Below are 25,135 nucleotides of genomic sequence, written 5' to 3'. Positions count from 1 at the left end.
TAGGTAGTTAATATGGCTGACAGCCCGCGAAAGGGACGCTTTTTCCATCCCTTTCGCCTGAGAAACTTGTCAAACTGTGTAGATTCTAACGCCTCATTCATTCCCGTGGCGCAAATTAACAAATCGTCACAAAATGCGCTTGGCAGTCACATCTGCTCACATTTCAACACACTGTGATCATAAATAACAATGTTATTAGTGGCCAATCACCGCGCCACCGCTGCGCCGGCCCGGCTTGAAACTGTGGCGGTGCGCGCGCCAGGCGATGGTCAATGCCACCAGCAGCAAGGCCAGCATGGCCCACGGGAACGATGCCGCGCCATAGCCGTCGAGCAGCATGCCGCCCGCCAGGCCGCCGCCCGCGATGGCCACATTCCAGATGGTCGCCACCATCGCTTGCGCCACATCCATGCCATCGCCGGCCGCGTCCGCCGACGCCGTCTGCAGCAAGGTGCCGGCGCCGCCGAAGGTGATGCCCCAGATGGCCATGCTGACATAGATGACGATGGGGGAATCCATCGCCAGCCCCAGCACCACCACCACGAGGGCAAAGGCGGCGATGCAGCCCAGCACGAGCGGGCGCAGCCAGCGGTCGATCAGCTGGCTGACCAGCCAGATACCGGCCAGCGAACCCACGCCATACACGAGCAGCACCAGGTCGACGCGGGGGCGCAAGCCGGACGGCGCCAGGAACGGCGCGATATAGGTATACAGAATGTTATGCGCCAGCATCCAGGCGACGATCACAAACAGAATCGGCCGCACGCCCGGCGTCACGAACACCTGGCGGATCGACAGGCGTTCGCCACGCTTTTGCCCCGGATAATCGGGCACGACCAGCAACACCCACGCGACCAGCACCACGGCCAGGCCGGACATGATGCCAAAGATGCTGCGCCAGCCCAGCACGCCGCCCATCAGGGTGCCCAGCGGCACGCCCAGCGACAAGGCCAGCGGCGTGCCGATCATGGCAATGGCCATCGCCCTGCCCTGCTGCTCGGGACGCACCATGCGGCGCGCATAGCCTGCCATCAAGCCCCAGGCCAGCCCGGCGGCCATGCCCGTCACGAAGCGCGCGATCAGTGCAACCATATAGTTGGGTGCCAGGGCCGTCGCCGTATTGAAGATCAGGAAGCCGATGATGGCCAGCAACAAGACATTGCGCCGGCGCCAGGTGCTGGTCAGCGCCGTCAGGGGAATCGCCGTCAGGATGGAGCCGATGGCGTACACGGTCACCAGCTGGCCCGTCATGACTTCGGAAATGCCGAGGCCCTGGGCGATCTGCGGCAGCAAGCCGGCCGGCAAGGTTTCCGACAGGAGGGCAAGGAACGCCGTCATGGCCAGGGCCAGCAAGGCCAGGATAGGAATGGAAGAGTCAACAGCAGCCTGCGAGGGCGCCGTGGCGGTGATACGGTCAGTCATGGGGGTCCTTCTACTTGCGCAAGCGGCTGATCAATTAGCGCCTGGCGTGCGACAAAAGCGGTGATGCGCGTTGCGGTCGGCAGATACCGAAACAGATGCAGTCCATAGGAAACTGCAAAGGAAGGGCGGAATTGTAAAGCAAACGCACCAACAGCGTGCGTGCTCAAACAACCGTGCTCAAGCTGGCGTCATGCAGGCATCATTGGCCGCCTTGCGTGGCGAAAACCAGGCATTCGATTTTGGACTGTACAGCAAGGCGCAGATGACGGCGAACAGTAGCGCGCCAGGCAAGACGTGCATCTTGAGCGGCAAGGTCGCCAGGCAGAACGCAATGTCGATCACGCCCCACACCAGATACACCGTGCGCGCGCCACGCTGCCTTTGCAGCATGGCCAGCGCAGCCACCAGGGTAATGCCCTGGCTGAAAAGAAAAATCGCGTATTGCACCTCGGCGGAAATCACGCTGTGCCCCATTCCGGCCAGCATGGCGGGATCGTTGCGGCCGAGGTAGGACGACACCAGTGCTGACAGCGAGCCGAGGACCAGAAACCAGCAGCTGATGGCAACGGAGACGGGGCGCTTGACCACATGAAGATTGCCGACAAAAACTTTAGAAAAAACAAGCATGGTGCTCACGGTATGGTTGAATGGCCCTGATTGTAATGAAAAAAGCCGGCTTGCGCCGGCTTCTTGTGAAGAACGATAGTTGCTACGATAGCTGCTTAGTTTTTCGACTGGTCAACCATCTTGTTCTTGGCGATCCAAGGCATCATGGCGCGCAGTTTGGCGCCCACTTCTTCGATCGGGTGCTCGGACGTCAAACGGCGGCGCGAGATCAGGGTCGGTGCGCCTGCCTTGTTTTCCAGGATGAAGCTCTTCGCGTATTCGCCCGTTTGAATGTCTTTCAGGCATTGACGCATCGCATCCTTGGTGGCCGAGGTCACAACCTTAGGACCGGTCACGTATTCGCCGTATTCGGCGTTATTCGAGATCGAGTAGTTCATGTTGGCGATGCCGCCTTCATAGATCAGGTCGACGATCAGTTTCAGTTCGTGCAAGCACTCGAAATACGCCATTTCAGGCGCGTAACCGGCTTCCGTCAGGGTTTCGAAACCGGCCTTGATCAGTTCCACGGCACCGCCGCACAGCACGGCTTGTTCGCCGAACAAGTCCGTTTCGGTTTCTTCACGGAAATTCGTTTCGATGATACCGGCACGGCCGCCGCCGTTGGCCGAGGCGTACGACAGGGCGATATCGCGGGCGATGCCCGATTTGTCCTGGTACACGGCGATCAGGTGGGGTACGCCGCCGCCCTGGGTGTAGGTGGCGCGTACGGTGTGGCCCGGGGCTTTCGGCGCGACCATGATCACGTCCAGATCGGCGCGTGGCACGACTTGGCCATAATGCACGTTGAAGCCGTGGGCGAAGGCCAGTACGGCGCCTTGCTTGGCGAACGGGGCGATGTTTTCGTTGTAGACCTGAGCGATGTTTTCATCTGGCAGCAAGATCATGATGACGTCGGCCGCTTTCACGGCGTCGTTGACTTCCGCTACTTTCAGGCCAGCTTGCTCGACCTTGGTCCACGAAGCGCCGCCCTTGCGCAGGCCGACGGTGACGTTGACGCCCGAATCGTTCAGGTTTTGTGCGTGCGCGTGGCCTTGCGAACCATAGCCGATGATGGCAACGTTTTTGCCTTTGATCAAGGAGAGGTCAGCGTCTTTGTCGTAAAAAACTTTCATGGTATTTCCTATAATTTGATGATGCGTTGTTGTTTTAAATGCGGCCCGTGGGCCGCGTAGTGCTGCGTCTGTGCTTTTATACTTTGAGGATGCGTTCGCCGCGGCCGATGCCGGAACCACCCGTGCGGACGGTTTCCAGGATGGCGGCGCGGTCGATCGAATCGATGAACGCGTCGAGCTTGACCTTGTTGCCGGTCAGTTCGATCGTGTACGTCTTTTCGGTGACATCGATGATGCGGCCACGGAAGATGTCGGCGGTGCGCTTCATTTCCTCGCGCTCCTTGCCCACGGCACGAACCTTGATCAGCATCAACTCGCGTTCGATATGCTGGCCTTCGGTCAGGTCCACCACCTTCACCACTTCAATCAGACGGTTCAGGTGCTTGGTGATCTGCTCGATGATGTCGTCCGAGCCGCTGGTGACGATGGTCATGCGCGACAGGGTCGAGTCTTCCGTCGGCGCCACGGTCAAGGTTTCGATGTTGTAGCCGCGTGCCGAGAACAGGCCCACCACGCGCGACAGGGCACCCGCTTCGTTTTCCAGCAAGACAGAAATAATATGGCGCATGATTAGAGATCCTCCGAACCGAGCATCATTTCGGACAGGCCTTTGCCGGCTTTCACCATGGGCCACACGTTTTCGGACTGGTCGGTAATGAAATTCATGAATACCAGCCTGTCTTTCATCGCAAACGCCTCTTTCAGGGCGCCGTCGACGTCGCCCGGCTTTTCAATTTTCATGCCCACGTGGCCATAGGCTTCCGCCAGCCTTTCGAAGTCGGGCAGCGAATCCATGTACGACTCGGAATAGCGCGAACCGTAATCGATTTCCTGCCACTGGCGCACCATGCCGAGGAAACGGTTGTTGAGCATGATGATCTTCGGCGTCAGGTGGTACTGCTTGCACGTGGCGAGTTCCTGGATGCACATCTGGATCGAGCCCTCGCCGGTAATGCAGGCAACGGTGGCGTCCGGATTGGCCATCTGCACGCCCATGGCGTACGGCAAGCCGACACCCATGGTGCCCAGGCCGCCGGAATTGATCCAGCGGCGCGGCTTGTCGAAACCATAATATTGCGCGGCCCACATCTGGTGCTGGCCCACGTCGGAGGTGATGAAAGCGTCGCCCTTGGTGATCTGGAAGACTTTTTCCACCACCGATTGCGGCTTGATGACCAGGTCGGAAGTCGGGTATTTCAGGCATTCGCGGCCACGCCATTCGGCGATCTGCTTCCACCAGTTGCTCAGCGCATTGACGTTCGGCTTGGCTTCGGCCGCGTCGAGTTGCGCGAGGAACTCGATCAGCACGTCCTTGACGTTGCCGACGATGGGAATATCGACCTTGACGCGCTTGGAAATCGACGATGGATCGATGTCCACGTGGATGATCTTGCGCGGATGCGAGGCGAAATGTTTCGGGTTGCCGATCACGCGGTCATCGAAACGGGCGCCGATGGCGATCAGCACGTCGCAATTCTGCATCGCCATGTTCGCTTCGTAGGTGCCGTGCATGCCGGGCATGCCGACATACTGCTCGCTCGAGGCGCGGTAGCCGCCCAGGCCCATCAAGGTGTTGGTGCACGGGAAACCCAGGCGGTCGACCAGCTTGTTCAGCTCGGGAGCCGCATTCGCCAGGATGACGCCGCCACCCGTGTAGATCATCGGGCGTTCGGCTTGCAGCAACAGCTGCACGGCCTTGCGGATCTGGCCCGAGTGGCCCTTGTCGACGGGACGGTAGGAACGCATCTCGACTTCCTTCGGATAGTCGAAATGGCATTTGTGCATGCTGATATCCTTGGGGATATCGACCAGCACGGGTCCCGGACGGCCGGTACGGGCGATGAAGAAGGCTTTCTTGATCGTCGCTGCCAGGTCCTTGACGTCCTTGACGAGGAAGTTGTGCTTGACCACGGGGCGCGTGATGCCGACCGTGTCGCATTCCTGGAACGCATCCTGTCCGATGGCGTGGCTCGGCACCTGGCCGGAGATCACCACCATGGGAATCGAGTCCATGTACGCGGTCGACAGGCCCGTGACGGCATTCGTGACGCCCGGACCGGACGTGACGATGGCGACACCGACTTTGTTCGAGCTGCGCGAATAGGCATCGGCGGCGTGGATCGCGGCCTGCTCGTGGCGTACCAGGATATGCTGGAATTTGTTTTGCTGGAAGATGGCGTCGTAGATGTAGAGTACGGCTCCGCCCGGGTATCCAAAGACGTGCTCGACGCCCTCTTCAGCCAGACAGCGCACGACAATTTCTGCGCCGGTAATTGGTCCTGCTGCTGCTTCGGTATTCATGAAACATTCCTTTCAAGGTCCATTGGAGATTGATCGGATGTTCTTTCCTGACGAAGTTCGCTGTGCGCGACAGTGCTCCTGCTTCCCTTTTCATGCGGTCACGCCATTTCTTTGGGCACCCATAGATACCTTACAAAACAACGCTTAACGCAACTCGTTTGGCCGGAGTTTCTGTGGCGCCTGTACGAACCGCTCGCGCTTGTGGCACGGGTTAGAACAAACTGCCTACAAATGAAAGCGCGTCTTGCCGCGGATGGCCTTGTGTGCCGGTCGCGACCTGACCATAGAGCTTTGGGGTGTTCAAAGCGTCCCATACGTTATCGCGTTGCACCATTATGGTCAAGGAAAATGTCAACCCCGCTGCATTTTTGCTCGCACGACGTGCAAAAACCCTGCGGAAATGCACATTTTTTGCTAGCATGCACGGGGTTGCAAAAAGCATACCCGCCCCAATTCGCCCACCGCCCCGCAGCCCGCTAAGATCCCCATACCGCATGGCAACAGACAAAGAATTATCCGACTTTCTAGAAAATGTCGAGCGGCGCGCTTTCAAGCAGGCCGCCTACGCGGTCCGCAAAGAAGAATCGGCACTCGACATCGTGCAGGATGCCATGATCAAGCTGGCCGAGAAGTACGGCGACAAGCCGGCCGCCGAGCTGCCGATGCTGTTCCAGCGCATCTTGCAAAACACCATCCTTGATTATTTCCGCCGTGAAAAAGTCCGCAACACCTGGGTCAGCCTGTTCTCCGGCATGAAGCCCTCGGGCGACGAGCATGAAGATTTTGATATACTTGACACGTATGAATCGGAACAGGGTTCGAGCGCTGCCGAATCGTCGGCCGACCAGGTCGAACGCGCGCAAATGCTTGATTTGATTGATGCAGAGGTACAAAAACTGCCGTCACGTCAACGCGAAGCCTTCCTCATGCGTTACTGGCAGGACATGGATGTGGCTGAAACAGCGGAAGCGATGGGTTGCTCCGAAGGTAGCGTGAAAACACATTGCTCTAGAGCTACCCACACGCTCGCCGAATCGCTGAAAGCCAAGGGAATAAAATTATGAACACCGACGATCTCAATTTCGCTTACAAAGTGCGCCATGCACTGAACGAAAAACTCGACGACCTGCCCGCATCGGCCACCGATCGCCTGGCAGCGGCACGCAAGCTGGCTCTGTCGCGCAAGAAGGCGGACGCGCCCGCCGCCGTTGCCGTGCGCCAGAACGTGTTCGCCGGCGTCGCCAGCAGCCTGTTTGTCGAACCGCTGTCGTGGCTGGGCCGCATGAGCGTGATCATCCCCCTGCTGCTGCTGGTCGGCGGCCTGGTGGGCATCTATCAGTTTGAGCAAGAACAACATATTGCCGAACTGGCAGAAATCGACGCCGCCGTGCTGTCGGACGAATTGCCGCTCTCGGCCTATATGGACCACGGCTTCAACGCCTACCTGACGAAACGCGAGCAATAAGCATGGCACGCTTGAGCGTACGCAAAGGCTGGCTGGCTGGCGGCATCGGTCTGGGCGCCTGCGCCCTGGCTGGCGCCGCCTGGGTAGGCGCGCAACAACATCCTGCACCCGCGACCACTGCCGTGGCGCCAGCGTCCGTGGTGGCGCCGGCGCCGGCCGTCAAGCCCGGCTCGCCGCGCACGGCCGGCAAAGGCGGCACGCCGCCCAAGGCCAGCGACAACCCTTCCTGGAACAAGCTGTCGCACGCGCAGCAGCAAGCGCTGCAGCCGCTGGCGGGCGAATGGAACAAGCTGGAACCGCTGCGCAAGCAGAAATGGCTCGATATCGCCAGCCGCTTTGCGTCCATGTCGCCCGACGAACAAAACCGCGTGCATGAACGCATGCGCGAATGGATCAAGCTGACGCCGGAACAGCGCCGCCTGGTGCGCGAAAACTATACGCGCACGAAGAAGATTGATCCTGGTCAAAAAACCGCGCAGTGGGAGCAATATCAGCAATTGCCGGAAGATCAAAAGAAAAAGCTGGCGACGGAACTGGTGCCGAAAAAACCGCTGGGCAAGGTGCCTGCAATCAATTCGAATACGAGCAAACCGCCCGTGATCGTGCCACCGGCCATGCCAACAGCGCCTGCCGTCGCCGCGCCCGTCCTGCCGCCCGCTGCCGCAGCGGCCACCGTGCCGGCCAGCGATCCTGCCGCGGCCCCCGCCACCGTGCCCGTCACGCCACCTGCCACGCCTGCCCCACTGACTACCAATGCCAAATAGCACCACTAGCACGCCTGCCGCCAGCATCACCCATCCCACGATCAAGCGCCGCCTGATTTCCATGGTGTACGAATCGCTGCTGGCCCTGGCCGTGCTGTTCTTGCCTTTCCTGATATTCGAGCTGGTAGTGCAAGGCGCGCATACGCCGTTGACGGAACACATGCGCCAGTGCCTGGCCTTCCTCGTCATGGGTGCGTATTTCATCCATCAATGGAGCCGCGAAGGGCAAACACTGGCCATGAAGACCTGGCGTTTGCAACTGGTGCTGGCGGGCCACGCCCACGTGCCGCTGCGCGTGGCCGCCTTCCGCTACATCCTGTCATGGATGTGGCTGCTGCCGGCCCTGCTGGTGTCGTATGCATTCGATTTGCAGCACTGGACTGCCCTGGGCGCCATCGGCGTGGGCATTCTGGCCTGGTCGGCCACGGCCCTGTTGACGGGCAATGGACAATTCCTGCACGACAAGCTGGCGGGCACGCAGATCGTGCAATTGCCCGCCCCCGCGAAGAAGTCGAAGAAAGTCGCCGCCTGAGTTTTTACGCGGCTTGACCTGGGTCATTGAAGCGCCGCGGGGGCTCTGAGATCATGGCATGCCATGAATAATCCCGCCCCCCTCCCCCACACACGCTTCGCTCCCTACCGCGAGGAAGTCTGCAGCGAAGACGACGTCAAGCACCTCGTCCACACCTTTTATGCGGCCGCGCGCGATGACGCCATGCTGGGCCCCATCTTTGCCGCCGAGGTCAAGGATTGGGATGCCCACCTGGCAACCTTGGTCGATTTCTGGTCAGGTTTGCTGCGCGGCACCATGCGCTACCACGGCAAGCCGCTGGCCCAGCACGCGAAAATGGAACACCTGACGCCGTGCATGTTCCGCCGCTGGCTGACCCTGTTCTTCGCCACGACCGAGAGCATGGGCAACCCGGCCCTGCAAGAGAAGGCCGATACCATCGCCTTGAATATTGCCGAACGGCTATGGAAAAGTTTTGCAGAAAGCCACACCATCGTGGCGCCGCAGCTTTAAAATCGTTCGTAACCCTGCAAGTAACGCCATTGCCCCACGGGCATGGCGCCCATCGGGATGCGCCCGATGCGCAAGCGCTTCATGGCGACCACTTCCAGTCCCACCATCTTGCACATATGGGCGATCTGGCCCGGCTGCACGTTTTTCAGGGCGAAGCGCAAGCGCGTTTCATTCTGCCAGCTGACCTTGATCGGCGGCAAAGGCTTGCCATTGAAGGGCAAGCCGTGATTCAGCAGCGCCAGGCCGTTTTCCGCGATGGCGCCCGACACTTCCACGATGAATTCCTGCTCCACCGTTTTCGCTTCGTCGACCAACTTGCGGGCGACGCGGAAATCCTGCGTGAACACCAGCAGGCCGGACGCCATGGTGTCGAGCGGATTGGTGATGGTCAGGCCGATCAGGTGACGCTTGAGGAAGCGCGTGACGGCGCTGGGCAGCACGTTTTCGGGTGTGAATAGCTCTTCGGGACGCAAACAGCTCAGGGCCGGCTTGCCTTCGCTGCCCACGCCGCCATTGATCCCTGCCGGCTTGTGCACCAGAATCGTCACGGGCGGCATTTCTTCCAGGGTGGCGTTCGGCAGCAGCACCACCGCCTGATTGTCAGCCACGCGCGCGCCCGACTCTTCCACCAGCACGCCATCGACCGTAACCCAGCCGCCCTCGATATACAGCTCGGCCTCGCGGCGCGAACAGGGTACGTCTTCAGACAGGCGCTTGGCCAGGCGGACGGTGGGCATTTCGTGTGGTGTGGTCATGGGGAGGCGCAAAAAGCAAGAGGAGGAGAAAGCCGGTATTGTAACCGACCCGCTCCTCCCCTCTTGTTGACGTTGTTGCTGATTGCCCGGTGGTTGTCGGATTACGCTACGCTAATCCGACCCACCCGACCTGCGCGGCGGTGGCGGCTTTGGTAGGTTGGATTAGCGGAACGCGTAATCCAACAATCAGGCCTGCGCCTTGGCCAGTTCCTCGGCAAAGAAGCGGTGCCCCATCTCTTCCAGGCCCAGCGTTTGCAGCACTTCCTGCAGGCGCTCCGTCGGACGCTGGCGCGGCAAGTTTTTATAGCTGGCGATGATCAGCTCATTCTTCATCGAATGCTCCCAGCCCACCAGCTCCGTCACGCTGACCTGGTAGCCGTGCGCTTCCAGCTGCAGACAGCGCAGCACGTTGGTGATCTGGCTGCCGAACTCGCGCGTGTGCAGCGGGTGGCGCCACAATTCCGTCAAGGCACTCTTGCCCAGGCTCTTGCCCTTGTTCTTCTTCAGGACGGAAGCCACTTCGGCCTGGCAGCACGGCACCAGCACCATGAACTTCGCCTTTTTCTTCAGGGCGAAGTGAATGGCGTCATCGGTAGCCGTGTTGCACGCATGCAAGGCCGTGACGATGTCGATCTGTTGCGGCAGCAGGTTCGACTCCGTCGATTCGGCCACGGACAGCGGCAAAAACGACATGCCGGGGAACTTGAATTTCTTCGCCAGCTCTTGCGAGCGCTGCACCAGCTCTTCGCGCGTCTCGATGCCGTAGATGTGCGAACCGTCGTTGCCGTTCTTGAAGAACAGGTCGTACAAAATGAAACCCAGGTAGGACTTGCCGGCGCCGTGGTCGACCAAGGAGACACCGGGGTGGTCGAGCTGCACTTCGCGCAGCAGCGGCTCGATGAACTGCGTCAGGTGGTACACCTGCTTGAGCTTGCGGCGGCTGTCCTGGTTCATCTTGCCGTCGCGCGTCAGGATGTGCAATTCCTGCAGCAAGGCGACCGACTGGCCATCCTTGATCTCGGGCATGTTGCTGGCGGCCGTGATGACGTCTTTCGGCGCAACGGCTGCGGTGGCGGCGGCTGCCGCGCCCTTAGCGCGCTTCATCGATCCACGCCATCTGTATCGCTTCGAGCACTTTTTCGCCGCCGCGCGTGTGGTCATCGTCGAAGCCGTCCAGTTCCACCACCCAGTTATGCAGGTCGGTAAAACGCACGGTCAGGGGATCGATGTCCGGATGCGCGTCGAACAAAGCCTCGGCGATCGCGTGTATGTCGGACCATTTCATCTTAGTTGCCATATTAGTGGCTGCCTTCGCTGACCTGGTTGATCGTGTATTTCGGGATTTCGACGACGAGGTCGGCGTCGGCCACGATGGACTGGCACGACAGGCGCGACACGGCTTCCAGGCCCCAGGCCTTGTCCAGCATGTCTTCTTCCAGTTCCGTCGCTTCGTTCAAGGATTCGATGCCTTCACGCACCAGCACGTGGCAGGTGGTGCAGGCGCACGATTTTTCGCAGGCGTGCTCGATGTCGATGTCGTTTTCCAGCAGGATGTCACAGATGGACTTGCCGGCCGGGGCTTCGATGACGGCGCCGTCCGGGCAAAGCTTGGCGTGCGGCAGAATAACGATTTGGGGCATGGTTTCTTCTTTCAGTCTGTCATTCGGAGCGCGGCCGCGGCAAGTGCACGCGGCGCGCATTTCAGTTATCTTTAAACAACCTGGTCGAGCGATTTGCCCTTCAGAGCAGTACGCACGCTGCGGTCCATGCGGCGCGAGGCAAAATCCTCGGTGCCGTCGGCCAGCGCCTCGATCGCCAGTTTTAATGCCTGGTGGTCGATGGCGCCGCTTTGCGATTGCGCAATGGCGTCGCGCACCTTGTTCATCAAGCCATCCACGGTGGCGCGCTCGGCATCGTCGAGCAAGCCGCCGTCTTCATCGAGCGCCGACTGCGTGGCCAGCAGGATACGCTCCGCTTCCACCTGTTCTTCGCGCAGCGCGCGCGCCACCATGTCGACGTCGGCCGAGGTGTACGAATCCTGCAGCATGCGCGCGATATCGTCGTCGCCCAGGCCATACGCCGGCTTGACGCTGATCGACGCTTCCACGCCCGAGCGCAATTCGCGTGCCGACACCGACAGCAAGCCGTCCGCATCGACCTGATACGTGATGCGGATGCGCGCGGCGCCCGCCACCATCGGTGGAATGCCGCGCAGTTCAAAGCGCGCCAGCGAGCGGCAATCGCTGACCAGTTCGCGCTCGCCCTGCAGCACGTGCACGGCCAGCGCCGTCTGGCCATCTTTAAATGTCGTGAATTCCTGCGCACGCGCGCACGGTATGGTCGAATTGCGCGGAATGATCTTTTCCACCAGGCCGCCCATGGTTTCGATACCCAGCGACAGCGGGATCACGTCCAGCAGCAGCCAGTCGTCGCCGGCGGCGCGGTTGCCAGCCAGCAAGTTCGCCTGGATGGCCGCGCCCAGCGCCACCACTTTGTCCGGGTCGATATTCGCGTGCGGCGTCGTGTGGAAGAATTCGCTGACGGCGCGCTGCACGTGCGGCATGCGCGTGGCGCCGCCCACCATCACCACGCCGTCGACGTCGTCCGCATCCACGTTCGCGTCGCGCAAGGCTTTCTTGATGGCATTCATGGTCTTGCCCACCAGGTGCTGCGTCATGGCGGCAAATTCCGTCGCCGTGATGCGCAGGTGGATTTCTTCGCCCGAGTTCAGGGCCGCGTCGATCATCGTTTCCGACTTGGTCGACAGCGTTTCCTTGATTTCGCGCGCTTTCACCATCAGGATGGCCGTGTCTTCGTCCGACAGCGGCGCCAGTTTGGCGTGCTCGCTGATCCAGCAGAACAGGCGGCGGTCGAAATCGTCGCCGCCCAGGGCCGAATCGCCGCCCGTGGACAAGACTTCAAAGACGCCCTTGCTCAGTTTCAGGATCGAGATGTCGAAGGTGCCGCCGCCGAGGTCATACACGGCGTACACGCCTTCGGAGGCGTTGTCGAGGCCATACGCGATGGCGGCGGCCGTCGGCTCGCTCAAGAGGCGCAAGACATTGATGCCGGCCAGCTGCGCCGCATCTTTGGTCGCCTGGCGCTGCGCATCGTCAAAGTAGGCGGGCACGGTGATCACGGCGCCCACCAGGTCGTCACCGAGGGAATCCTCCGCGCGCTGGCGCAGCGTGGCGAGAATTTGCGCCGACACTTCGACGGGGCTTTTCACGCCGGCCACGGTTTTCAGCTGCACCATGCCAGGCGTATCCTGGAAGTCGTAGGGCAGGTTTTCCGCGTAGGCGATGTCGGCCAGGCCACGGCCCATGAAGCGCTTGACGGACACGATGGTGTTCTTCGGGTCGGTGGTTTGCGCAGACAGGGCCTTGTAGCCGATGTTCGCATGGCCGTTCGGCAGGTAGCGCACGACGGAAGGCAGCAGGGAGCGCCCGTCTTCGTCGTTGAGCACCTCGGGAATGCTGTTGCGCACGGTGGCGACCAGGGAATTGGTGGTGCCCAGATCGATGCCGACGGCCAGGCGGTGCTGGTGCGGCGCGGTCGACATGCCTGGTTCGGAAATTTGCAGAAGTGCCATTGTATTCGTGCCTCGATTAATTTTGTGCGTGGTGCTGCTGATGCCTGTCGCGCATTATAAGACGCGCGCCGGACTGGCGCTTGGTCAGTCAGGCTTCCATGGCTTCGTATGCAAAACGGACTTCCTCGCCAAATTTGTCGAGGAACATCAGGGCGCGCACGCTTTGCGCGGCATTCACATAGTCGCCGGCGTCAAGCTGGGCCGCCACCTGGGCCAGCAGCGCCTTGCGTTCGCCGCGCAGCTGGCGGTCCAGGGCGTCGAGCGCATCGGCATCCTTGCCGGCACGCGCATCGCCGAGTTCCTCGCGCCACTCCATCTGCTGCATCAGGAAGCTGACGGGCATGGCCGTGTTCGATTCCGTCTGCAAATCGACGCCATTCAGTTCGCACAGGTATTGCGCGCGCTTTTGCGGGCTTTTCAGGGTTTGATAGGCTTCGTTGGCGCGCGTGGCCCATTGCATCGCCACGCGCTTTTCAGCACTGCTGGCGTTGATGAAACGGTCCGGATGGACCTTGCCCTGCACGTCGCGGTAGGCAGAGTCGAGCGCGCTCATGTCGAGCCCGAACTGCGCCGGCAACTGGAATAATTCGAAGTGATTTTGCATAATGGTCGGTGGTCGCTGTACCGCAATCGATGGGTACAGCGCACCGACCGGGGTCTTGCCAGCTGTTTAAATCCTGAAGGACTCGCCGCAGCCGCAGGCGTCTTTTTCGTTCGGATTGTGGAACTTGAAGCCTTCGTTCAAGCCTTCGCGCGCGAAATCGAGTTCCGTGCCGTCGATGTAAGGCAAGCTTTTCGGGTCGACGAAGACCTTCACGCCGTGCGATTCGAAGACGCTGTCTTCGGCCGCCACTTCATCGACATATTCGAGCTTGTAAGCCAGGCCCGAGCAGCCCGTGGTGCGCACGCCAAAGCGCAAGCCCATGCCCTTGCCGCGCCGTTCGATATAACGGTTGATGTGTTTCGCCGCTTTTTCGGTCAGTGTGATCATGTATTTCTCCGCAACTGCCCCGGCCTTGCGGCTGGGGCGGGCTGCCAACGTTTAAGCTGCTACTGGATGGCGGGTCTGGTAATCCAGCACTGCCGCCTTGATGGCGTCTTCCGCCAGGATGGAGCAGTGAATTTTCACTGGTGGCAGGGCCAGTTCTTCGGCGATCTGCGTATTCTTGATGGCCAGCGCCTGGTCCAGGGTCTTGCCCTTGACCCATTCGGTCACCAGCGAGCTCGACGCGATGGCCGAACCGCAGCCATAGGTCTTGAATTTCGCGTCTTCGATCAGGCCATCGGCGCCGACCTTGATCTGCAGTTTCATCACGTCGCCGCAGGCAGGCGCGCCCACCATGCCGGTGCCGATGGTGTCATCACCCTTGTCGAAAGCGCCCACGTTGCGCGGGTTTTCGTAGTGATCGAGTACTTTGTCCGAGTAAGCCATTTTGATGCTCCTTAAATATTCTTGCCGGCCCCATTCACGAGGTCAGGGTGTTGGTTAGTGCGCGGCCCATTGGATGGAATTAATGTCGATGCCGTCCTTGAACATGTCCCACAGCGGCGACAGTTCGCGCAGCTTGTGTACTTTCGATTTCAGCAGGTTCACGGCGAAGTCGATGTCTTCCTCGGTCGAGAAGCGGCCGATGGTGAAACGGATCGAACTGTGCGCCAGTTCGTCGCTGCGGCCCAGGGCGCGCAGCACGTACGATGGTTCCAGGCTGGCCGAGGTGCAGGCCGAACCGGACGACACGGCGATGTCCTTGATCGCCATGATCAGCGACTCGCCTTCAACGTAGTTGAAGCTGACGTTCAGGTTGTGCGGCACGCGGTGCTCCATGTCCCCGTTGATGTAGACTTCTTCGATCTCTTGCAAGCCCTTGGCCAGGCGGTCGCGCAATGCCTTGATGCGGCCGATTTCGCTGTCCATTTCTTCCTTGGCGATGCGGAAGCTCTCGCCCATGCCGACGATCTGGTGCGTCGGCAGGGTGCCCGAGCGCAGGCCGCGCTCATGGCCGCCACCGTGCATCTGCGCTTCCAGGCGCACGCGCGGCTTGCGGCAGACGTACAGGGCGCCCACGCCTTTCGGGCCGTAGGTTTTGTGCGCCGTGAAGGTCATCAGGTCGACCTTGGTCTTTTGCAGGTCGATGACGACCTTGCCCGTCGCTTGCGCGGCGTCGCAATGGAAGATGATGCCTTTCGAGCGGCAGAACACGCCGATCTCGTCGATCGGCTGGATCACGCCGATTTCGTTGTTCACCAGCATCACCGACACGAGGATGGTGTCGGGGCGCACGGCCGCAGCCAGCTGCTCGACGGTGATCAGGCCGTTGTCCTGCGGTTCCAGATAGGTCGCTTCGAAGCCGATGCGTTCCAGTTCGCGCACCGTGTCGAGCACCGATTTATGCTCGGTCTTGACGGTGATGATGTGCTTGCCCTTGGTCTTGTAGAACTGCGCCGCGCCCTTGATGGCCAGGTTGTTGCTTTCCGTCGCGCCGGAAGTCCAGATGATTTCGCGCGGATCGGCGTTCACCAGGGCCGCCACGTAGCCACGTGCCTCTTCCACGGCTTTTTCCGCCGTCCAGCCATACATGTGGCTGCGCGATGCCGGATTGCCGAACTGCTCGCGCAGGTAAGGAATCATCTTGTCGGCGACGCGTGGATCGATCGGCGTGGTGGCCGAGTAATCCATGTAGATCGGGAAATGCGGTGCGGTTTCAAAGTGCACTTGGCCTACGTTTTTTTCAGGGGCGTTCATCAATAACTCCAATGCAATCAGCAACTTAGTATTTTGTATTTATCAACCGAGGGCGGCGTGGTTACGGTGCATCACCATCACGCTTTGCTCGGCAATCTTTTGTCTCTGCTGGTCGACCAGGTCCTGCAAGGACACAGAATCCAGATAATCGACCATTTTTTCGTTGAGTGTGGACCACAGCTCATGCGTCATGCAGCGCGCACCCGTGGCCGCGTCGGCGCCGTGGCAATGTTCCTTGCCGCCGCACTGCGTGGCGTCCAGCGGCTCATCGACGGCGATGATGATGTCGGCCACCGTTACTTTGTCGGCACGGCGCGCCAGGCTGTAGCCGCCGCCCGGACCACGGATCGATTCGACGATCTCATGGCGGCGCAGCTTGCCGAACAGCTGTTCCAGGTAGGACAGGGAAATCGACTGGCGCTGGCTGATGCCGGACAAGGTGACCGGTCCCTTGCCCTGGCGCAGGGCAAGATCGATCATTGCAGTCACGGCAAAACGGCCTTTTGTAGTCAGACGCATACATCCTCGGTTCAACTAGTTTAAAATATTGCGGCTTTTCAACTTCTCAAACCCTGAGTAGTTGAATGATTTAGTCAAGTATAACAAATTCGGCGGGGTTTGTCAGAGCGCCCCTCGATGACCACAGGGCTGGCAGGGGCATAGCCGGCCGCGCCAGGCGCGGCGGCATCAGGAAAACAACAGCAGGGCTCAGGCGCGTAAAGCGCTGCGCACTTTCATCAGTTCAAAACCCAGCAGGTTCAAGCCGTCCCAGGTGGCGGGGTCCAGGATGCGCGAATTGTCCGACGCCAGGCCCACGCCCCAGATGCGGTCAACGGGACTGGCTTCGACGATGACGCGTTCGCCCGTTCCCAGCAGAAACTTGCGCAGCGCGGCCCTTTGCGAGAACTTGGCAAAATTGCCATCGAAGACGATGCCGGCGCGCGCCGCTTCCCATACCTTGGCGTCAAAATTGGCCACTTCGCGCCCCAGCTTCTTCACTTCCGACGGCCGCCCGGCTGCGACGATGCGCGCCTGCACCGAGGTATCGCCAAACAGGGCCGCCTTTTGCGCCATCATGTAGTGCTCGGCCGTCGCATACGTCACGCCGGCGAGGCTAAACGGCGACGGAAACCACTGGCTGAAGCAACTTTTATCGGGCACCTGCGGCTGCGCCGGCGTGTGTCCCCAGAAATACAGATAGTCGGGCACGCCGCCCGCCGCTATCCACGCCTTCAATTCTTCCACATTACTGATTTGCATATTCCCCGCACTTCCGCCAGACAGGCGATGATTCAATCTCAAGCACGCAACAGTTGCATCGGGCCAAACAAGGCCTGCATGTCGCTGTTGCCGATAAAGGACAGATTATACGGATGTTCCGCCGTCACCTGCGGCAGCATTGCCGCCACCGGCAGGCGTTTGATGAGCTCGGCAATCTTGCCCCACAGCACCAGCTGCGGCAAGGCCGTCCCGCCCTGCTGCGCCAGCGCTTCCAGCACCACCTGCAGGAAGGGCAGCCAGCCGCGCGCATCCTGCACGGGCGGCACGTGGGAACGGAACACCAGCGCCGCGTTGAGCAGCAAGAAACCCTGCTCCGTCATCTTGCGCTGCAAGTCGGGCAGGGTCTGGATCACGCCGCTGCCGGCTTGCAGCGCGGCGGCCGCCACGGGCGCCATGGCCGCGCCGGACGTGTCACCACCCTGCAACTGGCCATCGGCCACCAGCAGCATCTTCATGAAATTGCGCAGGGACGTGGCGCGGTTGACGGGTTTCGACAGCCCCGTGGCCGACCATAAACTGCCGACGGCGCCATCCATGAAGCACACGCCCGTGGCGCTGTCGGCGCGCGGATACGGCCCCTCGCCCACCAGCACATGGCGCACCTGCGCCAGCGGCAGGGCAAAGGCGGCGAACAGCCGGCCCTGCGTGGGCAGATAATCATCGGCGGCCAGCGCCGGCAGGTAGGCGGGATCGGCCACCATCACGGCGTGCAAGCCGCGCAGCAGGATGGGACGCCAGGACGCATGCGCCAGGGACAGGGCATCGATGATGCTGGCAGGAACGGTGGTTGCGGTCATGAGGCGTGAAGTATTGGGGCAAACGCAAATTGTAGCGCACCGATACGCCTGCGTTGTTGAATGGGCACCATTCCCACATTGCACAGCAATACCAATATCGCCACAACCGTATCAAAAATTGCACGCCACCTGCGCCAATCGAGGCCGGCAATGCTAGACTGGTTTCCTTGGAACTTGAGCCGCATCAAGATGTAGTGCTTGCCGGCTTCTTCGATCCACTAACGCTCATTGCGCCTGGGCAAGTTCTCAACACACTGCCCTGCCCATGCCACGTCCCTGCCTCATCCGATTGCGCGCCGCGCTACGCCTGCCCTGCCTGAGCTTTCTGCTATGGCTATGCTGCAACGCCCCCGTCCATGCGCTAGACCTGGCGGAGATCAGCGCACCTCGTTTTGCGCCAAGGCAAGTGCTGGTACTGTATTCGCTGGGCAGCGATGCCTCCTCGCAGTGGCAAACGCTGATCCACAAGGGCATGAGCGCTGAACTGGCCAACGAGAACTGGCACCTCGCGCCCGGCATCTATGAGGAACGGCTCGATTCCGTACGCGTGGGCGAACAGCCTGCCGTCGCCGGGCTGGAAACCTATCTGCAAACCAAGTACAGGATGGTGCAATTCGATGCCATCATCACGGAAAACTACCTGGCGGCCCAGTTCCTGAGCCAGCATCCGCAGCTGTTTCCCGGCGTGCCGCGCTACTATGTGAATCAGGGAAGGCAGGACTGGACGCCTGCCGACGGCATCAATCTCGATGTGCGCCACGATTTCGGCAAGGCCATCGCCGTCATGCTGCAAGTGACGCCAGGACTGCGCCATATCGCAGTCGTCGGCGACGGCAGCGCACGCGGCCAGGCGTGGATCGCCGCCATCCGCGCCGCCATCGCACCCTACCAGGACCGTCTCAAGGTCGACTTCTGGGATCACCTGAGCCAGGAAGAGTTGTGGCGCCGCACCGGCACGCTGGGACCGGGCAGCGCCATCTACCTGCTGCCCGTGTATCGCGACGAACTGGGGCAGCGCACCACGCCGCCCGCCATGGCGCGCGACCTGGCCTCGCGTAGCGCCGTGCCCATTTTCACCAGCGTGGAATCGCTGATACTGCCCGGCGTGGTGGGCGGGTATGTCATCAGCGGAGAGAAAGTGGGGCGCACCATTGCGCGCATCCTGCTGGGCAAAACGCCGAACCCGGATGGCATGCAGGCAACTATCTTCGACGATGCCGCGGTACAGCGTTTCGGCTTGCGCAATCTGCCCGGCGAGTCGCGCATCCTGAACCGGCCACAGGGTGTATGGGCGCAATATCACTGGCAGATCATCGCCGGACTGTCGCTGATCGCGCTGCAAGCGGCGCTGATCACGGCCCTGCTACTGGCCCAGCGCAGCCGCCGCGCCAGCGTGGCGGCGCTGCATGCGGAGCGCGACATGCTCGAGGAACGGGTCTTGCAGCGCACCCTGGAACTGCTGGTGGCCAACTCCCGGCTGGAGCAGCAAGCCACGACCGACCCGCTGACTGGCCTGGGGAACCGCCGCATGATGACCCTGCGGCTGACAGAGGAGCTTGAACGCGCCCAACGCTTCGGCCATACGCTGTCGCTGCTGATGATCGATATCGATCACTTCAAGCGCATCAATGACGACCATGGCCACGACGCGGGCGACCGCGCCATCGCTGCCGTCGCGCAAGTACTGCGCAGCATCACACGGGGCATGGATACGGCGGCGCGCTTCGGGGGCGAGGAATTCGTGCTGCTGATGCCGGAGACGCCGCTGCCAGTGGCGCTGGAAGCGGCCGAGCGCCTGCGCCTGGCGGCAGCCAGCTTGCGCGTGGAATGCGATGACGGCCAACTGGTCAGCCTGACCATCAGCATCGGCGTGACATGCAACACGCCGCAATCGACCGCAGCAACCAGGCGGGAAGCGGACAACATGACCGATCTGCTGATCCGCGCCGACCAGGCCCTGTACCGCGCCAAACATGGCGGACGGGACAGGGTTGAGTGGAGCTGAACCTGCTCCCCTTGTTGACCTGATGCCCTATTCGGCGTCAGGCTGCTGCGACGGATGGGCGGCGGCAAACGCCGGCAAGCCGGCACAATGCGCGTGGATGCGCGCCACGCGTGGGTACGGCGCCAGGTCGATGGCGAAACGCTGCGCATTGAACACTTGCGGCACCAGGCAGCAGTCGGCCATCGTCGGGCTGTCGCCATGGCAGAACAGGCCCGTGCCGGCCGGGTCGCCCTGCGCCAGCAGCGCTTCGACGGCGGCCAGTCCCTCGGCCATCCAGTGCCGGTACCACTCCTGTTTGGCCTCGTCCGACAGGCCCAGCGTATTTTTCAGGTATTTCAGGACGCGCAGATTCGTCAGCGGATGCGCATCGCAGGCGATCGCCAGCGCCAGCGCGCGCACGCGGGCGCGGCCCAGCGCGTCCGCCGGCAGCAGCGGCACGGCTGGCCGCGTTTCGTCCAGGTATTCGAGCATCGCCAGCGACTGCGTCAGGATGGCGCCGTCGTCATCGAGCGCCGGCACCAGCGCCGACGGGTTGACGGCGCGGTAGGCCGGCAGCAACTGCTGGCCGCCATCCTGCAGCAGGTGCACGGGAATGCTGTCGTAATCGATGCCCTTCACATTCAAGGCAATGCGCACGCGGTAGGCTGCCGAACTGCGGAAATAGGTGTACAGCTTCATGCTCATGGCGGGGCGTCCTTTCAGGCGCGGCCGGCGTACAGCGCGACCGTCTGCTCGATGCTGCCGAAGATGCTGGCACCGGCCGCGTCGCGCATCTCGATGCGCACCGTGTCGCCGAACTGCAGGTACGCCGTCTTCGGCGCACCGTGTTCGATGGTTTCATACATGCGCACCTCGGCCAGGCAGCAATAACCCACACCGCCATTTTCGATGCTGGAACCGAACAGGTTGCCCTGCTTGTTCGACACGGTGCCCGAGCCGACGATAGTGCCGGCGCCCAGTTCGCGCGTCTTCGCCGCATGGGCCACCAGCTGGGCGAAATTGAAGGTCATGTCTTCGCCCGCATTCGGCTTGCCGAACGGTTTGTCGTTCAAGTCCACCAGCAGCGGCAAATGCAGCTTGCTGTCGGCCCAGTGGCCTTCAAGTTCATCGGGCGTGACGGCGACGGGCGAAAACGCGCTGGCCGCCTTCGACTGGAAAAAACCAAAACCCTTGGCCAGTTCGCCCGGAATCAGGTTGCGCAGCGAGACATCGTTGACCAGCATCACCAGGCGAATCGCTTGCGCCGCATCGTCCACGCTGGCGCCCATGGCCACGTCACCCGTGACGACAGCCACTTCGGCTTCCAGGTCGATGCCCCACTCTTCCGACAGGGCGAAGATGGGGTCGCGCGGGCCGATAAAACTGTCCGAGCCGCCCTGGTACATCAGCGGGTCCGTGTAGAACGAGGCCGGCACTTCCGCGTTGCGCGCCTTGCGCACCAGTTCCACATGGTTGATGTAGGCGGAACCGTCGGCCCACTGGTAGGCGCGCGGCAGCGGCGAGTGGCACAGCTTGGCGTCAAACGGCTGCGCGTCCGGCGCCTGGCCCGCATTCAGGTCGGCGTAGGCCTGTTCCAGTTTCGGCGCGATGGCGTCCCAGTTGTCGAGCGCTGCCTGCAGGGTGGGGGCGATGGCGGCCACGCGCTGGTAATGGCGCAGGTCGCGGCTGACGAGGATCAGGGCGCCGTCACGGCTGCCGTTTTTCAGGGTTGCGAGTTTCATGGTGTTCCTTGTTCGGTGGTTGTTTCAGAGAGGTTGCCGATCCGGGGCGCTCAGGCGTCGGCCGGCGCGTGCATCCAGGCGGCATGCTTCGGCGCGCGGCGCGTCTGCGACCATTCTTCCAGCATTTCCCATTTGACGGCGTCCAGTTTGGCCATCATTTCGGGCGTGCCCACGTTGGCCGCCAGTTCCAGGCGGTGACCGTTCGGGTCGAAGAAATAGATCGACTGGAAGATGGCGTGGTTGACGGGGCCCAGCACCTCGATGCCGGCGGCCACCAGGCGCTCCTTGGCCGCCAGCAGTTCTTCCATGCTGCCCACTTCCAGCGCCAGGTGCTGCACCCAGGCCGGGGTATTGCGGTCGCGGTCCATCGGCGGCTGCGTCGGCAGCTCGAAGAAGGCCAGCACATTGCCCTGGCCCGCGTCGAGGAAGACGTGCATGTACGGGTCCGGCGCCTTGGTCGACGGCACCAGGTCTTCGGCGATGGCGAGGACGAAATTCATGTTCAAATGCTTGACGTACCACTCGACGGTTTTCTTCGCGTCGATGCAGCGGTAGGCGACGTGGTGGATTTGCTTGATCTTCATGGTGTTTGTCTCCAATGGATGCGCCCGAGGCGCGATGGCTGGCCTGTTTTTCAGCTTTTCACCATTAGAATCGAGTTCCAGCTATCATACAAACAATTTTTAACCATTGATTTATCGGATTATCTTATGAGTCCCAGCCTGCGGCAAATGCGCGCCTTCGTGGCGCTGGCCAAGACCGGCAGTTTTACCCTGGCCGCCGAATATCTGCACGTGACGCAATCGGCCTTGAGCGGCTTGATCAAGGAGCTGGAAAGCGTGCTGGGCGTGCGCGTGGTCGAGCGCAGCACGCGCAAGACGCAACTGTCGGAAATCGGCCGCGAGCTGTATCCGCTGTTTGAAAAGATGATCGAGGACCTCGACGGCGCCATGGCCGGCATCGCCCAGCGCAAGGCCCTGAAGACGGGCCTGGTGCGCATCGCCGCGCCGCAGATGATGGCGTGCACCCTGCTGCCGGAAGTGATCGCCGCCTACCGCCAGGCGCACCCGGAGGTGCAACTGCGCCTGGTCGATTGCCCCGTGGAAAACGTGTCGGCGCGCGTGTTCAGCGGCGAAGTCGATTTCGGCATCGGCCCCGAGCGCGACCCGACGGCGGAAATCGCCGCGCAAGTGCTGTTCGAAATGCCCTTCGTGCTGGTCTTCCCCGAGCAGCACCCGCTGCAGCAGAAAGAGCGCGTCACCTGGGCCGACGTGGGCGACTACCCGTTCATTTCGCTGCAGGGCCAGTTCACGGAACGCCTGCTGCGCGACATGCACGGCGCGTTCCGCGAACTGTCGCTCAATCCCTACAATGAAGTGACCTTCATGACGACGGCGCTGGCCATGGTCAGCGCCAACCTGGGCATCACGGTCTGCCTGCCGTACGCGGAACCGATGGTCAAACTATACAAATTGCACATGCGCGCCCTGCACCAGCCGGAACTGACGCGGCGCTTTTTCGTCTACACGAAGACGGGCCGTTCGCTGTCGCCGGCGGCCGAAAGCTTCATGGCCTTCCTGTTCCAGTTCGTCGAGACGCATGAGTGGAACGTCGGCGGAAACAACGGCGCACGCGCCGCGCTGCCGGCGGGCAGCGCGGCGGGCAGCGCCTTATAATGGCGCATCGCCCTTCAGCAAACACGCCATGACCCAGCCCGACCAGCACGACCTGTCCGCCATCGACGCCGCCACCATCGCCATCAACCAGCGCATGAACAAATTCGACGGTCACGACCAGGTCTGGCTGTTCGGCTACGGCTCGCTGATCTACAAGGCGGACTTTCCCTATATTGAACGCCGCCCCGCCAGCATCGCCGGCTGGACGCGGCGCTTCTGGCAAGGCTCGCATGACCACCGGGGCACGCCGATGGCGCCGGGCCGGGTGGCCACCATCGTGCCCCAGGCGGGCGCCGTGTGCGACGGCATGGCCTATCTGATCACGCCCGAAGTCTTCGACCACCTCGACCACCGCGAAAAGAACGGCTATTTGCGCCTGGCCACCGATATCACCTTCGACGATGGCGGCAAGGTCGAAGGCCTGGTGTACATCGCCAACGAAGAAAACGCCGCCTTCCTCGGCGCCGCGCCGGAACTCGATATCGCGCGCCAGATCGCCCGATCAAACGGCCCCAGCGGCCCGAACAGCGAATACCTGCTGCACCTGGCCAGCGCCCTGCGCGAACTGGGCAAGAGCGACCCGCATGTCTTTGCCATCGAGCAACATCTGGCGCAGCTCCAGGCACCTGCCCAAGACAGCGCCGCAGCGTACCCCGGCAGCATCAGCGCTGACGCTGGTTCAACTTAAAACAAATCCAGCTGCCCGGCATTGCCCCCTTTTGCCGAGTTCCCCAACGGCGGCACCACCAGCGGCCGGCGGAACTGCGTGCAATCGAGCTGCTTGAAGCGGCCACCCTTGCCGTGCAAGCCCAGCCGATGCACGGCCTTTTCAAAGCGCTGGTGGATCAGGTCGGCCCACACGCCCTCGCCCCGCATGCGCGTGCCGAACGCGCTGTCGTAATCCTTGCCGCCGCGCATTTCGCGCACGCGGTTCATCACGCGCTGGGCCCGCTCCGGGAAGTGCGCTTCCAGCCATTGCTGGAACAAGGGGCTCACTTCCCACGGCAGGCGCAGCACCACGTAATGGGCGTGGATGGCGCCCGCGTCGCGCACGGCTTCGAGCAGCTGCTCGATTTCCGGCTCCGTCACGAAAGGAATGATGGGCGCGATGCTCACGCCCACGGGGATGCCCGCCTCCGTCAAGGTGCGGATGGTGCGCAGCCGCCGCGCAGGGGCCGCCGCGCGCGGCTCCAGCGTGCGCGCGATGACGGGGTCGAGCGTGGTGACAGTGACGGCCACGGCGGCCAGGCGCCTGGCCGCCATCGGCGCCAGGATATCGATATCGCGCTCGATCAGCGACGATTTCGTGATCAGCGCCACGGGGTGGTCACACTCGTGCAGCACTTCCAGCACGCGCCGCGTCAGCTGCCGTTCGCGTTCGCACGGCTGATACGCATCGGTATTGACGCCCACGGCGATCGGCTCGGCCACATACGACGGCTTGGCCAGTTCGCGCCGCAACAGTTCGGGGGCGTTCACCTTGGCGTAGATGCGGCTTTCGAAGTCCAGGCCCGGCGACAGGCCCAGATAGCTGTGCGTGGGACGGGCAAAGCAGTAAATGCAGCCGTGTTCACACCCCCGGTATGGATTCAGGGAAACGTTGAACGGCAAATCGGGCGAAGCGTTGCGTGTGAGGATGGTGCGCGCCTGCTCGTCGCTGACCTGCGTTTTCCAGCCCGGCGCCGCCTCCCCCTCCGCCCCATCCAGGCCGCCCACGCTCCAGCCGTCATCGAAACCGGCGCGCGCGTGCGCCTCGTAGCGCCCTTGCAGGTTCGACACGGCGCCGCGCCCCTTGTGGGCTTTCAGCGATTGCGGCGGCAACATGGCTTGCCCGGCGAAGCTGTCATCGT

The 25,135-nt window shown here is 61.9% G+C and carries 29 protein-coding genes; 8 read left to right on the top strand and 21 right to left on the bottom strand.

Features of this window, described 5'->3' with window-relative positions:
* Positions 1-195: 195 nt before the first annotated feature.
* The 5 genes from CLU93_RS20030 to CLU93_RS20010 form a co-directional block, all read right to left on the bottom strand.
* Positions 196-1,422, bottom strand: coding sequence for an MFS transporter (locus tag CLU93_RS20030; RefSeq protein ID WP_099763015.1), 1,227 nt, complete (start codon positions 1,420-1,422; stop codon positions 196-198).
* A gap of 177 nt (positions 1,423-1,599) precedes the next feature.
* The gene (locus CLU93_RS20025; protein ID WP_143451773.1) at positions 1,600-2,049 is read right to left on the bottom strand and encodes a hypothetical protein; all 450 of its coding nucleotides are present in this window, start codon (positions 2,047-2,049) and stop codon (positions 1,600-1,602) included.
* Between the two features lie 95 nt (positions 2,050-2,144).
* The gene (gene ilvC / locus CLU93_RS20020) at positions 2,145-3,161 is read right to left on the bottom strand and encodes a ketol-acid reductoisomerase (RefSeq protein ID WP_096236700.1); all 1,017 of its coding nucleotides are present in this window, start codon (positions 3,159-3,161) and stop codon (positions 2,145-2,147) included.
* Positions 3,162-3,237: 76 nt separating this feature from the next.
* Positions 3,238-3,729, bottom strand: a complete 492-nt coding sequence (gene ilvN / locus CLU93_RS20015) for an acetolactate synthase small subunit (protein WP_010399754.1) — start codon at positions 3,727-3,729, stop codon at positions 3,238-3,240.
* A gap of 2 nt (positions 3,730-3,731) precedes the next feature.
* Complete coding sequence (locus CLU93_RS20010) at positions 3,732-5,462, bottom strand: acetolactate synthase 3 catalytic subunit (RefSeq protein ID WP_099763013.1); 1,731 nt, start codon at positions 5,460-5,462, stop codon at positions 3,732-3,734.
* Between the two features lie 494 nt (positions 5,463-5,956).
* Between CLU93_RS20010 and CLU93_RS20005 the strand changes: the two genes are divergently transcribed.
* The 5 genes from CLU93_RS20005 to CLU93_RS19985 all read left to right on the top strand — a co-directional run bounded on the left by CLU93_RS20005 (position 5,957) and on the right by CLU93_RS19985 (position 8,715).
* Complete coding sequence (locus CLU93_RS20005) at positions 5,957-6,526, top strand: RNA polymerase sigma factor (protein ID WP_034750048.1); 570 nt, start codon at positions 5,957-5,959, stop codon at positions 6,524-6,526.
* Positions 6,523-6,927 carry a DUF3619 family protein gene (locus CLU93_RS20000; RefSeq protein ID WP_034750051.1) on the top strand — a complete coding sequence of 135 codons (405 nt, stop codon included), beginning with the start codon at positions 6,523-6,525 and terminating at the stop codon, positions 6,925-6,927. The genes CLU93_RS20005 and CLU93_RS20000 overlap by 4 nt, the downstream gene beginning before the upstream one ends.
* Positions 6,928-6,929: 2 nt before the next feature.
* Positions 6,930-7,691, top strand: a complete 762-nt coding sequence (locus tag CLU93_RS19995; protein ID WP_099763012.1) for a DUF3106 domain-containing protein — start codon at positions 6,930-6,932, stop codon at positions 7,689-7,691.
* On the top strand, positions 7,681-8,223 hold the full coding sequence (locus CLU93_RS19990) for an RDD family protein (RefSeq protein ID WP_099763011.1): 543 nt from the start codon (positions 7,681-7,683) through the stop codon (positions 8,221-8,223). The genes CLU93_RS19995 and CLU93_RS19990 overlap by 11 nt, the downstream gene beginning before the upstream one ends.
* A gap of 63 nt (positions 8,224-8,286) precedes the next feature.
* Positions 8,287-8,715: a group III truncated hemoglobin gene (locus tag CLU93_RS19985; protein ID WP_099763010.1), complete on the top strand. Its 429-nt coding sequence runs from the start codon at positions 8,287-8,289 to the stop codon at positions 8,713-8,715.
* Here the strand turns inward: CLU93_RS19985 and CLU93_RS19980 are convergent.
* The 12 genes from CLU93_RS19980 to CLU93_RS19925 form a co-directional block, all read right to left on the bottom strand.
* Complete coding sequence (locus CLU93_RS19980; RefSeq protein ID WP_099763009.1) at positions 8,712-9,470, bottom strand: rRNA pseudouridine synthase; 759 nt, start codon at positions 9,468-9,470, stop codon at positions 8,712-8,714. The genes CLU93_RS19985 and CLU93_RS19980 overlap by 4 nt on opposite strands.
* Before the next feature lie 186 nt (positions 9,471-9,656).
* The gene (locus CLU93_RS19975; protein ID WP_099763008.1) at positions 9,657-10,574 is read right to left on the bottom strand and encodes a class I SAM-dependent methyltransferase; all 918 of its coding nucleotides are present in this window, start codon (positions 10,572-10,574) and stop codon (positions 9,657-9,659) included.
* Positions 10,561-10,755: a Fe-S cluster assembly protein IscX gene (gene iscX, locus CLU93_RS19970; RefSeq protein ID WP_070288776.1), complete on the bottom strand. Its 195-nt coding sequence runs from the start codon at positions 10,753-10,755 to the stop codon at positions 10,561-10,563. Before iscX ends, CLU93_RS19975 begins: the two co-directional genes overlap by 14 nt.
* Positions 10,756-10,768: 13 nt before the next feature.
* A complete protein-coding gene (gene fdx, locus CLU93_RS19965) occupies positions 10,769-11,110 on the bottom strand; it encodes an ISC system 2Fe-2S type ferredoxin (RefSeq protein ID WP_035820570.1) in 342 nt (113 codons plus the stop codon).
* A gap of 71 nt (positions 11,111-11,181) precedes the next feature.
* Positions 11,182-13,062, bottom strand: a complete 1,881-nt coding sequence (gene hscA, locus CLU93_RS19960; RefSeq protein ID WP_099763007.1) for a Fe-S protein assembly chaperone HscA — start codon at positions 13,060-13,062, stop codon at positions 11,182-11,184.
* An 88-nt stretch (positions 13,063-13,150) separates the two neighbouring features.
* A complete protein-coding gene (hscB, locus tag CLU93_RS19955; protein WP_099763006.1) occupies positions 13,151-13,666 on the bottom strand; it encodes a Fe-S protein assembly co-chaperone HscB in 516 nt (171 codons plus the stop codon).
* Between the two features lie 66 nt (positions 13,667-13,732).
* Positions 13,733-14,053, bottom strand: a complete 321-nt coding sequence (iscA, locus tag CLU93_RS19950) for an iron-sulfur cluster assembly protein IscA (RefSeq protein WP_010399774.1) — start codon at positions 14,051-14,053, stop codon at positions 13,733-13,735.
* Positions 14,054-14,104: 51 nt separating this feature from the next.
* Positions 14,105-14,494: a Fe-S cluster assembly scaffold IscU gene (gene iscU, locus CLU93_RS19945; RefSeq protein ID WP_010399775.1), complete on the bottom strand. Its 390-nt coding sequence runs from the start codon at positions 14,492-14,494 to the stop codon at positions 14,105-14,107.
* 54 nt (positions 14,495-14,548) lie between these two features.
* A complete protein-coding gene (locus tag CLU93_RS19940; protein ID WP_099763005.1) occupies positions 14,549-15,805 on the bottom strand; it encodes an IscS subfamily cysteine desulfurase in 1,257 nt (418 codons plus the stop codon).
* 42 nt (positions 15,806-15,847) lie between these two features.
* On the bottom strand, positions 15,848-16,324 hold the full coding sequence (gene iscR / locus CLU93_RS19935; protein ID WP_034779566.1) for a Fe-S cluster assembly transcriptional regulator IscR: 477 nt from the start codon (positions 16,322-16,324) through the stop codon (positions 15,848-15,850).
* A 189-nt stretch (positions 16,325-16,513) separates the two neighbouring features.
* On the bottom strand, positions 16,514-17,065 hold the full coding sequence (locus tag CLU93_RS19930) for an NADAR family protein (RefSeq protein WP_099763004.1): 552 nt from the start codon (positions 17,063-17,065) through the stop codon (positions 16,514-16,516).
* 38 nt (positions 17,066-17,103) lie between these two features.
* Positions 17,104-17,883 (bottom strand): uracil-DNA glycosylase, encoded by a 780-nt coding sequence (locus CLU93_RS19925; RefSeq protein WP_099763003.1) that lies wholly within the window; start codon positions 17,881-17,883, stop codon positions 17,104-17,106.
* A gap of 265 nt (positions 17,884-18,148) precedes the next feature.
* On the opposite strand from CLU93_RS19925, the gene CLU93_RS19920 reads away from it, so the two are divergent.
* The gene (locus CLU93_RS19920) at positions 18,149-19,888 is read left to right on the top strand and encodes a GGDEF domain-containing protein (RefSeq protein ID WP_257225029.1); all 1,740 of its coding nucleotides are present in this window, start codon (positions 18,149-18,151) and stop codon (positions 19,886-19,888) included.
* 27 nt (positions 19,889-19,915) lie between these two features.
* Here the strand turns inward: CLU93_RS19920 and maiA are convergent, their stop codons facing one another.
* From maiA to CLU93_RS19905, 3 genes are read right to left on the bottom strand one after another with little or no spacing between them, the layout of a single operon-like run.
* Positions 19,916-20,566, bottom strand: a complete 651-nt coding sequence (maiA, locus tag CLU93_RS19915) for a maleylacetoacetate isomerase (protein WP_099764502.1) — start codon at positions 20,564-20,566, stop codon at positions 19,916-19,918.
* 20 nt (positions 20,567-20,586) lie between these two features.
* Positions 20,587-21,609 carry a fumarylacetoacetate hydrolase family protein gene (locus CLU93_RS19910; protein WP_099763002.1) on the bottom strand — a complete coding sequence of 341 codons (1,023 nt, stop codon included), beginning with the start codon at positions 21,607-21,609 and terminating at the stop codon, positions 20,587-20,589.
* Between the two features lie 50 nt (positions 21,610-21,659).
* Entirely contained in the window at positions 21,660-22,193 is a 534-nt protein-coding gene (locus CLU93_RS19905) for a VOC family protein (RefSeq protein ID WP_070311278.1), read from the bottom strand.
* A 126-nt stretch (positions 22,194-22,319) separates the two neighbouring features.
* On the opposite strand from CLU93_RS19905, the gene CLU93_RS19900 reads away from it, so the two are divergent.
* Both CLU93_RS19900 and CLU93_RS19895 read left to right on the top strand, forming a co-directional pair.
* Positions 22,320-23,285: a LysR family transcriptional regulator gene (locus tag CLU93_RS19900; protein ID WP_099763001.1), complete on the top strand. Its 966-nt coding sequence runs from the start codon at positions 22,320-22,322 to the stop codon at positions 23,283-23,285.
* A gap of 28 nt (positions 23,286-23,313) precedes the next feature.
* Entirely contained in the window at positions 23,314-23,973 is a 660-nt protein-coding gene (locus CLU93_RS19895) for a gamma-glutamylcyclotransferase (protein ID WP_373629857.1), read from the top strand.
* Here the strand turns inward: CLU93_RS19895 and CLU93_RS19890 are convergent.
* On the bottom strand, positions 23,970-25,109 hold the full coding sequence (locus CLU93_RS19890) for a PA0069 family radical SAM protein (protein WP_099764500.1): 1,140 nt from the start codon (positions 25,107-25,109) through the stop codon (positions 23,970-23,972). The genes CLU93_RS19895 and CLU93_RS19890 overlap by 4 nt on opposite strands.
* Between the last annotated feature and the right edge of the window lie 26 nt (positions 25,110-25,135).

It is taken from the genome of Janthinobacterium sp. 35 (genome assembly GCF_002754575.1).
Classification (GTDB): Bacteria; Pseudomonadota; Gammaproteobacteria; order Burkholderiales; family Burkholderiaceae_D; genus Janthinobacterium; species Janthinobacterium tructae.
The sequence above is the reverse complement of the archived record's forward strand: the minus strand, read 5'-3'. Positions and strand labels throughout refer to the sequence as shown.

What these genes read in the sequence shown, in the direction of transcription:
- CLU93_RS20030 (WP_099763015.1), bottom strand. Translation starts at nt 1,422, where the DNA reads ATGACTGACCGTATCACCGCCACGGCGCCCTCGCAGGCTGCTGTTGAC.
- CLU93_RS20025 (WP_143451773.1), bottom strand. Translation starts at nt 2,049, where the DNA reads ATGCTTGTTTTTTCTAAAGTTTTTGTCGGCAATCTTCATGTGGTCAAG.
- ilvC (WP_096236700.1), bottom strand. Translation starts at nt 3,161, where the DNA reads ATGAAAGTTTTTTACGACAAAGACGCTGACCTCTCCTTGATCAAAGGC.
- ilvN (WP_010399754.1), bottom strand. Translation starts at nt 3,729, where the DNA reads ATGCGCCATATTATTTCTGTCTTGCTGGAAAACGAAGCGGGTGCCCTG.
- CLU93_RS20010 (WP_099763013.1), bottom strand. Translation starts at nt 5,462, where the DNA reads ATGAATACCGAAGCAGCAGCAGGACCAATTACCGGCGCAGAAATTGTC.
- CLU93_RS20005 (WP_034750048.1), top strand. Translation starts at nt 5,957, where the DNA reads ATGGCAACAGACAAAGAATTATCCGACTTTCTAGAAAATGTCGAGCGG.
- CLU93_RS20000 (WP_034750051.1), top strand. Translation starts at nt 6,523, where the DNA reads ATGAACACCGACGATCTCAATTTCGCTTACAAAGTGCGCCATGCACTG.
- CLU93_RS19995 (WP_099763012.1), top strand. Translation starts at nt 6,930, where the DNA reads ATGGCACGCTTGAGCGTACGCAAAGGCTGGCTGGCTGGCGGCATCGGT.
- CLU93_RS19990 (WP_099763011.1), top strand. Translation starts at nt 7,681, where the DNA reads ATGCCAAATAGCACCACTAGCACGCCTGCCGCCAGCATCACCCATCCC.
- CLU93_RS19985 (WP_099763010.1), top strand. Translation starts at nt 8,287, where the DNA reads ATGAATAATCCCGCCCCCCTCCCCCACACACGCTTCGCTCCCTACCGC.
- CLU93_RS19980 (WP_099763009.1), bottom strand. Translation starts at nt 9,470, where the DNA reads ATGACCACACCACACGAAATGCCCACCGTCCGCCTGGCCAAGCGCCTG.
- CLU93_RS19975 (WP_099763008.1), bottom strand. Translation starts at nt 10,574, where the DNA reads ATGAAGCGCGCTAAGGGCGCGGCAGCCGCCGCCACCGCAGCCGTTGCG.
- iscX (WP_070288776.1), bottom strand. Translation starts at nt 10,755, where the DNA reads ATGAAATGGTCCGACATACACGCGATCGCCGAGGCTTTGTTCGACGCG.
- fdx (WP_035820570.1), bottom strand. Translation starts at nt 11,110, where the DNA reads ATGCCCCAAATCGTTATTCTGCCGCACGCCAAGCTTTGCCCGGACGGC.
- hscA (WP_099763007.1), bottom strand. Translation starts at nt 13,062, where the DNA reads ATGGCACTTCTGCAAATTTCCGAACCAGGCATGTCGACCGCGCCGCAC.
- hscB (WP_099763006.1), bottom strand. Translation starts at nt 13,666, where the DNA reads ATGCAAAATCACTTCGAATTATTCCAGTTGCCGGCGCAGTTCGGGCTC.
- iscA (WP_010399774.1), bottom strand. Translation starts at nt 14,053, where the DNA reads ATGATCACACTGACCGAAAAAGCGGCGAAACACATCAACCGTTATATC.
- iscU (WP_010399775.1), bottom strand. Translation starts at nt 14,494, where the DNA reads ATGGCTTACTCGGACAAAGTACTCGATCACTACGAAAACCCGCGCAAC.
- CLU93_RS19940 (WP_099763005.1), bottom strand. Translation starts at nt 15,805, where the DNA reads ATGAACGCCCCTGAAAAAAACGTAGGCCAAGTGCACTTTGAAACCGCA.
- iscR (WP_034779566.1), bottom strand. Translation starts at nt 16,324, where the DNA reads ATGCGTCTGACTACAAAAGGCCGTTTTGCCGTGACTGCAATGATCGAT.
- CLU93_RS19930 (WP_099763004.1), bottom strand. Translation starts at nt 17,065, where the DNA reads ATGCAAATCAGTAATGTGGAAGAATTGAAGGCGTGGATAGCGGCGGGC.
- CLU93_RS19925 (WP_099763003.1), bottom strand. Translation starts at nt 17,883, where the DNA reads ATGACCGCAACCACCGTTCCTGCCAGCATCATCGATGCCCTGTCCCTG.
- CLU93_RS19920 (WP_257225029.1), top strand. Translation starts at nt 18,149, where the DNA reads ATGCCACGTCCCTGCCTCATCCGATTGCGCGCCGCGCTACGCCTGCCC.
- maiA (WP_099764502.1), bottom strand. Translation starts at nt 20,566, where the DNA reads ATGAAGCTGTACACCTATTTCCGCAGTTCGGCAGCCTACCGCGTGCGC.
- CLU93_RS19910 (WP_099763002.1), bottom strand. Translation starts at nt 21,609, where the DNA reads ATGAAACTCGCAACCCTGAAAAACGGCAGCCGTGACGGCGCCCTGATC.
- CLU93_RS19905 (WP_070311278.1), bottom strand. Translation starts at nt 22,193, where the DNA reads ATGAAGATCAAGCAAATCCACCACGTCGCCTACCGCTGCATCGACGCG.
- CLU93_RS19900 (WP_099763001.1), top strand. Translation starts at nt 22,320, where the DNA reads ATGAGTCCCAGCCTGCGGCAAATGCGCGCCTTCGTGGCGCTGGCCAAG.
- CLU93_RS19895 (WP_373629857.1), top strand. Translation starts at nt 23,314, where the DNA reads ATGACCCAGCCCGACCAGCACGACCTGTCCGCCATCGACGCCGCCACC.
- CLU93_RS19890 (WP_099764500.1), bottom strand. Translation starts at nt 25,109, where the DNA reads ATGTTGCCGCCGCAATCGCTGAAAGCCCACAAGGGGCGCGGCGCCGTG.